Source organism: Pseudomonas sp. AGC41 (genome assembly GCF_057334555.1).
The window spans coordinates 12350-21951 of the sequence record NZ_JBHFJB010000104.1 but is presented as its reverse complement, the minus strand read 5'-3'; the positions used below and the strand labels follow the sequence as shown (position 1 = coordinate 21951).

Below are 9602 nucleotides of genomic sequence, written 5' to 3'. Positions count from 1 at the left end.
CCGCTCGGTTGCGCAGCAATCGTAAAAATGGGGCCGCTACGCAGCCCAGCGGGAGCAAGCTCCCTCGCCACTGGGATGTAGGTATCAAAAAAATCTAGGGATCCCGACCGTATCAGTTGATCTTGAAACGCAGGCGCAAGCCACGCAAACCGAAGCTGACCCAAGGCCAGAGCAACGCACTGACCAAGGCCGGCAATACCAGCGCAAGCGTCGGCTGGCGATTGCCGGTCAGCGCGCTGAGCCACAGCTGTACCAGTTGCGCCAGGCCAAAGATCACCAGGATCACCAGGCTCTGCTGCCACATCGGGAACATTCGCAGACGCTGTTGCAGCGAGAGCACCAGAAAGGTGATCAACGTGAGGATAAGCGCGTTCTGTCCCAGCAACGTGCCATAAAGCACATCTTCGGTCAGGCCCAGGCACCATGCGGTGACCATGCCGACCTTGTGCGGCAGGGCCAGCGCCCAGAAGGCCAGCAGCAAGGCCAGCCACAACGGACGCAGGATCTCCATGAACTGTGGCAGCGGTGACACACTGAGCAACAGGCCGATGGCGAAGGTCAGCCAGACCATCCAGCCGTTACCGGATCGAGTACTGCTCATTCTTCTCGTGCTCCCCTGGGCGCCGGTGCTGCGGCGGGTGTCGAGGCCGGTGGCTTGGCCGCGGGCCTTGCAGGTTGGGATGTCGTTGCATGGGCGGGTGGCCGGGCAGGCGTCGCAGCGGGTGCGGCCGGCGGGGTGGTTGCCGTGACGGGTGCCGCCACTTGGGGTTTTGGTACCGTGGCCGGGACCGACGCGGGCGCAGGTGCGGGTGCAGCAGGAACCGTCGGCTCACCACCCTGCCGATCCTGGACTTCCTGGGCCACGGCGGCGTCATTGGCGCGCTCTTCAGGCGTGCGGTTGTCGCTGAACACCAGCAGCAGGTAACGGCTACGGTTCAGCGCAGCCGTGGGCACCGCCCGGACGATCGCGAACGGCTGGCCGGAGTCGTGGATGACTTCCTTGACCGTCGCCACGGGATAACCGGCCGGGAACCGCTGGCCGAGGCCAGAGCTGACCAGCAGGTCGCCTTCCTTGATGTCGGCGGTATCGGCTACGTGCCGCAGCTCCAGGCGCTCGGGGTTGCCGGTGCCGCTGGCAATCGCCCGCAGGCCGTTGCGATTGACCTGCACCGGAATGCTGTGGGTGGTATCGGTCAACAGCAGCACGCGGGAGGTGTAGGGCATCAGCTCGACCACCTGCCCCATCAGACCACGGGCATCGAGCACCGGCTGGCCGAGGACCACGCCGTCGCGCTCACCCTTGTTGATGATGATCCGGTGAGTGAAGGGGTTGGGATCCATGCCGATCAGCTCGGCAACCTCGACCTTCTCATTGACCAGCGCCGAGGAGTTGAGCAACTCGCGCAGCCGCACGTTTTGCTCGGTGAGGGCCGCGAGCTTCTGCATGCGCCCCTGCAACAGCAGGTTTTCGGTCTTGAGTTTTTCGTTTTCGGCGACCAGTTCGGTGCGGCTGCCGAACTGGCTGGCCACACCCTGCCACAGCCGCTGCGGCAGGTCGGTGATCCAGTAGGATTCCATCAACACCAGCGACATCTGGCTGCGCACCGGCTTGAGCAGCGTGAAGCGGGCATCGACCACCATCAGCGCGACCGATAGCACGGCCAACACCAGCAGGCGTACACCCAATGAGGGGCCTTTGGCAAAAAGCGGTTTAATAGGCCGCTCCTCCCAGGCAAATGTTGTCTTTATTCATACGGCATCAACCGGCCTGGATACGAATGACAGAAGATAAACGCCAACGGGCAGCACTGCAAAGTGCTGCCCGGAAGCGAACAACCTAGACGATCCCGCCAGCTTATTCGCTGGAGAGCAGGTCCATGGTGTGCTTGTCCATCATTTCCAGCGCACGGCCACCGCCGCGGGCAACGCACGTCAGCGGGTCTTCGGCGACGATCACCGGCAGGCCGGTTTCCTGTGCCAGCAGCTTGTCGAGGTCACGCAGCAGCGCACCACCACCGGTCAGCACCAGGCCGCGCTCGGCGATGTCCGACGCCAGTTCCGGCGGCGATTGCTCCAGGGCGCTCTTGACCGCCTGCACGATGGTCGCCAGCGACTCTTGCAGCGCCTCGAGCACTTCGTTGGAGTTGAGGGTGAAGGCACGAGGAACGCCTTCGGCCAGGTTCCGGCCGCGCACGTCGACTTCACGCACTTCGCCGCCTGGGTAGGCGGTGCCGATTTCCTGCTTGATGCGCTCGGCGGTGGATTCGCCGATCAGGCTGCCGTAGTTGCGGCGCACGTAGGTGATGATCGCTTCGTCGAAACGGTCGCCGCCGACACGCACGGATTCGGCATAGACCACGCCATTCAGGGAGATCAAGGCGATTTCAGTGGTACCGCCACCGATATCGACGACCATCGAACCGCGGGCTTCTTCCACCGGCAGGCCGGCACCGATGGCAGCGGCCATCGGCTCTTCGATCAGGAACACTTCACGGGCACCGGCACCGAGCGCCGATTCGCGGATGGCGCGACGCTCGACCTGGGTGGATTTGCAGGGCACGCAGATCAGCACACGAGGGCTGGGCTGCAGGAAACTGTTTTCGTGAACCTTGTTGATGAAATACTGCAGCATCTTTTCGCAGACGCTGAAGTCGGCGATCACGCCATCTTTCATCGGGCGAATGGCTGCAATGTTGCCCGGTGTGCGGCCCAGCATGCGCTTGGCTTCCGTACCGACAGCCACGACACTTTTCTGGTTACCGTGGGTGCGGATGGCCACGACCGAGGGTTCATTCAGGACGATACCGCGCTCGCGCACGTAAATAAGGGTGTTGGCAGTGCCCAGGTCGATGGAAAGATCGCTGGAAAACATGCCACGCAGTTTCTTGAACATGGGAAAGGGACCCTAGGCAACGCGTGGGTAAAAAAGTGCGGCAAACTCTAACAACGACAGGGATTTTGGGCAAGGCGCCAATATGTTAAATTGGCCGCTTTTCTGTGCACCAAACACCGAGATCGCGGCCGTAGGGCCGTAGAAATGCGGTAGTGTTCCGACAATCTAACACACGGACAGACTGCGTCCGTTTTGTTTTCCACTGGAGAATCCCATGGCGCTTGAACGCTCCGACGTGGAAAAAATCGCTCATCTGGCCTGTCTGGGCCTCAATGAAGCCGATCTTCCACACATTACTTCTGCCCTGAACAGCATTCTCGGGCTGGTCGACGAGATGCAGGCGGTCGACACCGACGGTATCGAGCCGCTGGCCCACCCACTGGAAGCCAGCCAGCGCCTGCGCGCCGACGTCGTCACCGAGTCCGATAACCGCGAGGCCTACCAGTCCATCGCACCCGCCGTCGAAAACGGCCTGTACCTGGTTCCGAAAGTCATCGACTAAAGGGAAAGAGCCTCTCATGCATCACATGACCCTGGCCGAGATCGCCCGCGGACTCGCCGACAAGAAATTTTCCTCCGAAGAGCTGACCAAGGCTCTGCTGGCGCGCATTGCCCAGCTCGACCCGCAGCTCAACAGCTTCATCAGCCTCACCGAAGAACTGGCCTTGAGCCAGGCCAAGGCCGCCGACGCCCGTCGCGCCAACGGTGAGAGCGGCGCGCTGCTCGGCGCGCCGATTGCCCACAAGGACCTGTTCTGCACCCAGGGCATCCGCACCAGCTGCGGCTCGAAGATGCTCGACAACTTCAAGGCCCCGTACGATGCCACCGTGGTCGCCAAGCTGGCCGCCGCTGGCGCCGTGACCCTGGGCAAGACCAACATGGACGAATTCGCCATGGGTTCGGCCAACGAATCCAGCTATTACGGCGCGGTGAAAAACCCCTGGAACGTGGAGCACGTACCGGGCGGTTCGTCCGGTGGCTCCGCTGCCGCCGTGGCCGCGCGCCTGTTGCCGGCGGCCACCGCCACCGACACCGGCGGCTCGATCCGCCAGCCGGCGGCGTTCACCAACCTCACCGGCCTCAAGCCGACCTACGGCCGCGTCTCGCGCTGGGGCATGATCGCCTACGCCTCCAGCCTCGACCAGGGTGGCCCGCTGGCGCGCACCGCCGAAGACTGCGCAATCCTGCTGCAAGGCATGGCCGGCTTCGACCCGAACGACTCCACCAGCATCGATGAACCGGTGCCGGACTACAGCGCCAGCCTCAACGGTTCGCTGCAGGGCCTGCGCATCGGCGTGCCGAAGGAATACTTCAGCACCGGTCTCGACCCACGCATCGCCGAACTGGTCCACAACAGCGTCAAGGAGCTGGAGAAGCTCGGCGCGATCATCAAGGAAATCAGCCTGCCGAACATGCAGCATGCGATTCCGGCGTACTACGTGATCGCCCCGGCGGAAGCCTCCTCGAACCTGTCGCGTTTCGACGGCGTGCGCTTCGGCTATCGCTGCGAAAACCCGCAAAACCTCGTCGACCTGTACAAGCGTTCCCGTGGCGAAGGCTTCGGCGCCGAAGTGCAGCGCCGGATCATGGTCGGCGCCTACGCGTTGTCCGCCGGTTACTACGATGCCTACTACCTCAAGGCGCAGAAAATCCGCCGCCTGGTGAAAAACGACTTCATGGCCGCCTTCAACGAGGTCGACATCATCCTCGGCCCGACCACGCCGAACCCGGCCTGGAAACTCGGCGCCAAGAACAGCGACCCGGTCGCCGAGTATCTGGAAGACGTCTACACCATCACCGCCAACCTCGCCGGCTTGCCGGGCCTGTCCATGCCGGCCGGCTTCGTCGATGGGCTGCCGGTGGGCGTGCAGCTACTCGCGCCGTATTTCCAGGAAGGCCGCCTGTTGAATGTTGCCCACCAGTATCAGTTGAACACTGACTGGCACACCCGCACCCCAACCGGCTTCTGAGGAGAAACACATGCAATGGGAAGTCGTGATCGGGCTGGAGATTCATACCCAGCTCACCACCCGATCGAAAATCTTTTCCGGTAGCTCGACCACTTTCGGTTCCGAGCCCAACACCCAGGCCAGCCTCGTTGACCTGGGCATGCCCGGCGTGCTGCCGGTGCTCAACGCCGAAGCGGTGCGCATGGCGGTGATGTTCGGCCTGGCGATCGATGCCGAGATCGGCCAGCACAACGTGTTCGCCCGCAAGAACTACTTCTACCCGGACCTGCCCAAGGGCTACCAGATCAGCCAGATGGAACTGCCGATCGTCGGCAAGGGCCACCTGGACATCGCCCTGGAAGACGGCACGGTCAAGCGCGTCGGTATCACCCGGGCGCACCTGGAGGAAGACGCCGGCAAGAGCCTGCACGAAGAATTCAACGGTGCCACCGGCATCGACCTGAACCGTGCCGGCACGCCGCTGCTGGAAATCGTCTCCGAGCCGGACATGCGCAGCGCCAAGGAAGCCGTGGCCTACGTCAAGGCGATCCACGCTCTGGTGCGGTACCTGGGCATCTGCGACGGCAACATGGCCGAAGGCTCGCTGCGCTGCGACTGCAACGTGTCGATCCGGCCCAAGGGCCAGACCGAGTTCGGTACCCGCTGCGAGATCAAGAACGTCAACTCGTTCCGCTTCATCGAGAAGGCGATCAACAGCGAGATCCAGCGCCAGATCGAACTGATCGAGGACGGCGGCAAGGTCATCCAGCAAACTCGCCTGTACGATCCGAACAAGGACGAGACCCGTCCGATGCGCAGCAAGGAGGAAGCCAACGACTACCGTTACTTCCCCGATCCGGACCTGCTGCCGGTGGTCATCGAGAACGCCTTCCTTGACGAAGTGCGCGCCACCCTGCCGGAGCTGCCGCCGCAAAAACGCGAGCGCTTCCAGGCGCAGTTCGGGCTGTCGAGCTATGACGCCAACGTCCTGGCCACCAGCCGCGAACAGGCCGATTACTTCGAGAAAGTCGTGAGCATCGGCGGCGACGCCAAGCTGGCGGCCAACTGGGTGATGGTCGAATTGGGCAGCCTGTTGAACAAGCAGGGCCTGGAAATCGACGAGTCGCCGGTCTCGGCCGAGCAACTGGGCGGCATGCTGTTGCGGATCAAGGACAACACCATTTCCGGCAAGATCGCCAAGATGGTCTTCGAAGCCATGGCCAATGGCGAAGGCAGCGCCGACGAGATCATCGAGAAGCGCGGCTTGAAGCAGGTCACCGACACCGGTGCGATCAGCGCCGTGCTCGATGAAATGCTCGCGGCCAATGCCGAGCAGGTCGAACAGTACCGTGCGGCGGACGAAGCCAAGCGCGGCAAGATGTTCGGCTTTTTTGTCGGCCAGGCGATGAAAGCCTCCAAGGGCAAGGCCAACCCGCAACAGGTCAACGAACTGCTCAAAAGCAAGCTTGAGGGCTGATGGCTATGGAGCCAGTCTTGCGGTCTGGCTCGATCCCCTGTGGGGGGGGGGGTTGGTGGGGGTGGGTGGGAAGCGGCCCCCAACGATCTGCTGCCAGATTGAGGGGGCTGCTGCGCCCGAGGCGTCGGACCGGCCCAGCGGGAGCAAGCTCCCTCGCCACAATAATTTTCACCACCACACTGATGTGGAAACCTCTACATGAAGCGTCTCCTCGGCGCCTGCGCCCTGCTGTCCCTGCTGGCCGGCTGTGCCAGCCAGAGCGGGACGGTCGATCCACACGGCTACGACCAGACCGGCGTCGCCTCCTATTACGGCTCCAGGCACCATGGCAAGCGAACCGCCAGCGGCGAGCGTTTCGACCAGCACAGCCTGACGGCCGCGCATCGCCAGTTGCCGTTCGGCACTCGGGTGAAAATCACCAATCTAAAAAACAACGACAGCGTCGTAGTCCGCATCAACGACCGCGGCCCGTATACTCGTGGCCGTTTGATCGACGTGTCCCGCGAAGCCGCCGAGCAACTGGGCATGTTGCGCAGCGGCACTGCCCGGGTGCGTGTGCAAGCCCTCGACGATTGATAGACGGAGCCCGGCCATTTCCCTACTCACTGCCCTACCGCTGCTCAGCCTGATCGAGTTGTTCGGCGCCCTGCTGTTGCTGATCGCCGGCGCCGAACTGTTGGTGCGCGCCGCCGTGGGCCTGGCGGCACGCTTGCAGGTACGGCCGCTGATCATCGGCCTGACCGTCGTCGCGTTCGGCAGCAGCGCGCCACAAATGGCCGTCAGCCTGCAGGCGACCCTGGCGCAAAACGCCGACATCGCCGTGGGCAGTGTGATCGGCAGCAGCATCTTCAACATCCTCGTCACGCTGGGGCTGTCGGCGCTGATCATTCCGCTGCGCGTCTCGCGCCAATTGGTGCGCCTGGACATCCCGCTGATGATCGGCGCCAGCCTGCTGGTGTTCGTGCTGGCCTGGAACGAGGAACTGACCCGGCTCGACGGCGTCCTGCTGCTGATGGCCCTGGCGGTGTACCTGGGCCTGTTGCTGCGTCAGTCCCGGCATTCGGGGCGGCCGCACCCGCTGGGGGGCGAAGTGGCCCTTGTGTCCTGGCCCAAGAGTCTGGTGATGATTGTATCGGGCCTGGCGATGCTGGTTTTCGCCGGCCACCTGTTGCTGGGTGCGGCGGTGGAAGTGGCGACGGACCTCGGGCTTTCGGAGCGCATCATCGGCCTGACCATCGTCGCCGTCAGCACCTCGCTGCCGGAGCTCGCCACCTCGCTGATCGCCGCCCTGCGCGGCCAGCGAGACATTGCGGTGGGCAACGTGATCGGCAGTAACCTGTTCAACCTGCTGGGCGTGCTCGGTGTGACCGCCCTCACCGCGCCCACACCATTGTCGGTGTCGCCGAACGCCCTGGATTTCGACCTGCCGGTGATGCTCGGCGTGGCGGTGCTGTGCCTGCCGGTGTTCTATTCCGGCTACCGCGTCACCCGCGCCGAAGGCCTGCTGTTCCTGGGCTTGTACACGGCCTATGGCCTGCACGTGGTGTCGTTCACTACCGGCATGCCATTGGCCGGCCAGCTTGAGCGACTGATGTTGTTCTACGTGCTGCCGGCCCTGCTCGCGTTCTTGCTGTTCACTTCCCTGCGCGCCTGGCGCCGCCAACACCACAAGAGGGATTTGCCATGACCGACACTCCAAAAACCGGCCTCGACATGCGTCGCCAGGTGATGGGCGACGCCTTCGTCGATCGCGCCCTGGGCAACGCCACCGAATTCACCCAGCCGCTGCAGGACTTCGTCAACGAGCACGCCTGGGGCAGCGTCTGGAGCCGCGAAGGCCTGCCGCTGAAAACCCGCAGCCTGATTACCCTCGCCGCCCTCACCGCCCTCAAATGCCCGCAGGAACTCAAAGGCCACGTGCGTGGCGCGCTGAACAACGGCTGCACCGTAGAGGAGATTCGTGAGGCACTGCTGCATTGCGCGGTTTACGCGGGCGTGCCGGCGGCGATCGATGCGTTTCGGGCGGCGCAGGAAGTGATCGATAGTTATCAGAAGCCTGAGTGACTGTGGGTTTGCCTTCGCGAGCGGGCTCGTTCCCGCAAGGCCAGAGGGTATCGTGGTCACTTGTGGGAGCGAGCCTGCTCGCGAATGGATCGAAAGGGCGCTGCAAAATCCGAGGCTAGATCCACCCACCCCACTGCAGCACAAAAATCCCCAGGTTGGTGGTAATCGCCGCCATCAGCGTAGTGATGACGATGATCGCCGCCGCCAACTCATGGTTGCCATTCGCCGCCCGGGCCATGACGAAGCTGGCGGCGGCGGTGGGGCTGCCGAAGTACAGGAACAGAATCCCCAACTCGGCGCCGCGAAAGCCCCATAGCCACGCGCCCAGCGTGGTCACCAGCGGCAGGCCGACCATTTTCACCAGGCTCGAACTCAGGGCCATCCTGCCGCTTTTGCGCAAGGCCGCCAGCGACAGCGTGCCGCCGATGCAGATCAACGCCAGGGGCAAAGTCATTTGCGACAGGTATTTGGCCGAGGTCTCGAACCAGTTCGGCAGGCCGATCTGCCAATAGGCGAATGGCGCGGCGGCGATCACGCTGATGATCAGCGGGTTGCTGATCACGCTTTTGCAGATGCTCCATGGGTCAGACTTGATCACCGGGCTGTAAACCGCCAACACGATGGTCGACAAGGTGTTGTAGAACAGGATCACCAGCGCCGCGAGAATCGCGCCCAGGGAAATCCCGTAATCACCGTACATACTCGCCGCCAACGCCAGGCCGATTACCCCGTTGTTGCCGCGAAACGCGCCCTGGGTGTAGATACCGCGATCGTCACGCGGGCAACGCCAGATCGCCCAACCCCAGGCCATGGCAAAACTCGCCAGGGTGGCGATCGAGAAATAGATCAGCAGGTCCGGCTGCAAGGCCGCGTGCAAGTCGGCGTGCAGGATGCCGAGGAACAACAGCGCCGGCATGGTCACGTTGAACACCAGCGACGAGGCGATGTAGATGAAGTTGTCGTTGATCCAATTGATACGCTTGAGCAGCGTCCCCAGAAACAGCATGGCAAACACCGGCGCGGTGATGTTCAGGGTTTCGAGGAAAATTGCCAGCATGCCGGGGGACCTTGAGAAGGAGTGTCGTTAGGTGGCTAATGATAGCCACTCACGGCACTGGCGTCTGGTCGAGCCTCTTCGCGAGCAGGCTCGCTCCTACATTTGTTCGGGTGAACACAGAGCCAACATTCACCGTTGCCCCTTGTGGGGGGGGGGGGGGGG

At 63.2% G+C, this 9602-nt stretch carries 10 protein-coding genes; 6 read left to right on the top strand and 4 right to left on the bottom strand.

From position 1 onward, the window contains the following. Nucleotides 1–112: 112 nt before the first annotated feature. The 3 genes from mreD to mreB all read right to left on the bottom strand — a co-directional run bounded on the left by mreD (nt 113) and on the right by mreB (nt 2893). Nucleotides 113–601 (bottom strand): rod shape-determining protein MreD, encoded by a 489-nt coding sequence (mreD, locus tag ACE04F_RS17710; protein ID WP_305496816.1) that lies wholly within the window; start codon nt 599–601, stop codon nt 113–115. Beyond that, nucleotides 598–1716 (bottom strand): rod shape-determining protein MreC, encoded by a 1119-nt coding sequence (gene mreC, locus ACE04F_RS17705; protein WP_486108858.1) that lies wholly within the window; start codon nt 1714–1716, stop codon nt 598–600. Before mreC ends, mreD begins: the two co-directional genes overlap by 4 nt. A 139-nt stretch (nt 1717–1855) precedes the next feature. Beyond that, on the bottom strand, nt 1856–2893 hold the full coding sequence (gene mreB, locus ACE04F_RS17700) for a rod shape-determining protein MreB (protein ID WP_002555108.1): 1038 nt from the start codon (nt 2891–2893) through the stop codon (nt 1856–1858). A gap of 214 nt (nt 2894–3107) precedes the next feature. On the opposite strand from mreB, the gene gatC reads away from it, so the two are divergent. From gatC to ACE04F_RS17670, 6 genes are all read left to right on the top strand, one after another. Next, on the top strand, nt 3108–3395 hold the full coding sequence (gatC, locus tag ACE04F_RS17695; protein ID WP_072388421.1) for an Asp-tRNA(Asn)/Glu-tRNA(Gln) amidotransferase subunit GatC: 288 nt from the start codon (nt 3108–3110) through the stop codon (nt 3393–3395). 16 nt (nt 3396–3411) lie between these two features. Then, nucleotides 3412–4863: an Asp-tRNA(Asn)/Glu-tRNA(Gln) amidotransferase subunit GatA gene (gatA, locus tag ACE04F_RS17690; protein ID WP_486108687.1), complete on the top strand. Its 1452-nt coding sequence runs from the start codon at nt 3412–3414 to the stop codon at nt 4861–4863. Nucleotides 4864–4873: 10 nt separating this feature from the next. Next, nucleotides 4874–6319 carry an Asp-tRNA(Asn)/Glu-tRNA(Gln) amidotransferase subunit GatB gene (gatB, locus tag ACE04F_RS17685; protein ID WP_486108685.1) on the top strand — a complete coding sequence of 482 codons (1446 nt, stop codon included), beginning with the start codon at nt 4874–4876 and terminating at the stop codon, nt 6317–6319. A gap of 198 nt (nt 6320–6517) precedes the next feature. Beyond that, the gene (locus ACE04F_RS17680; protein WP_486108683.1) at nt 6518–6895 is read left to right on the top strand and encodes a septal ring lytic transglycosylase RlpA family protein; all 378 of its coding nucleotides are present in this window, start codon (nt 6518–6520) and stop codon (nt 6893–6895) included. A gap of 49 nt (nt 6896–6944) precedes the next feature. Further along, nucleotides 6945–8006 (top strand): calcium/sodium antiporter, encoded by a 1062-nt coding sequence (locus ACE04F_RS17675; protein ID WP_486108856.1) that lies wholly within the window; start codon nt 6945–6947, stop codon nt 8004–8006. Next, nucleotides 8003–8383, top strand: coding sequence for a carboxymuconolactone decarboxylase family protein (locus tag ACE04F_RS17670; protein WP_003177973.1), 381 nt, complete (start codon nt 8003–8005; stop codon nt 8381–8383). Before ACE04F_RS17675 ends, ACE04F_RS17670 begins: the two co-directional genes overlap by 4 nt. 115 nt (nt 8384–8498) lie before the next feature. Here ACE04F_RS17670 and ACE04F_RS17665 read toward each other — a convergent pair whose 3' ends face one another. Beyond that, the gene (locus ACE04F_RS17665; protein ID WP_486108681.1) at nt 8499–9440 is read right to left on the bottom strand and encodes an AEC family transporter; all 942 of its coding nucleotides are present in this window, start codon (nt 9438–9440) and stop codon (nt 8499–8501) included. Nucleotides 9441–9602 lie beyond the last annotated feature (162 nt).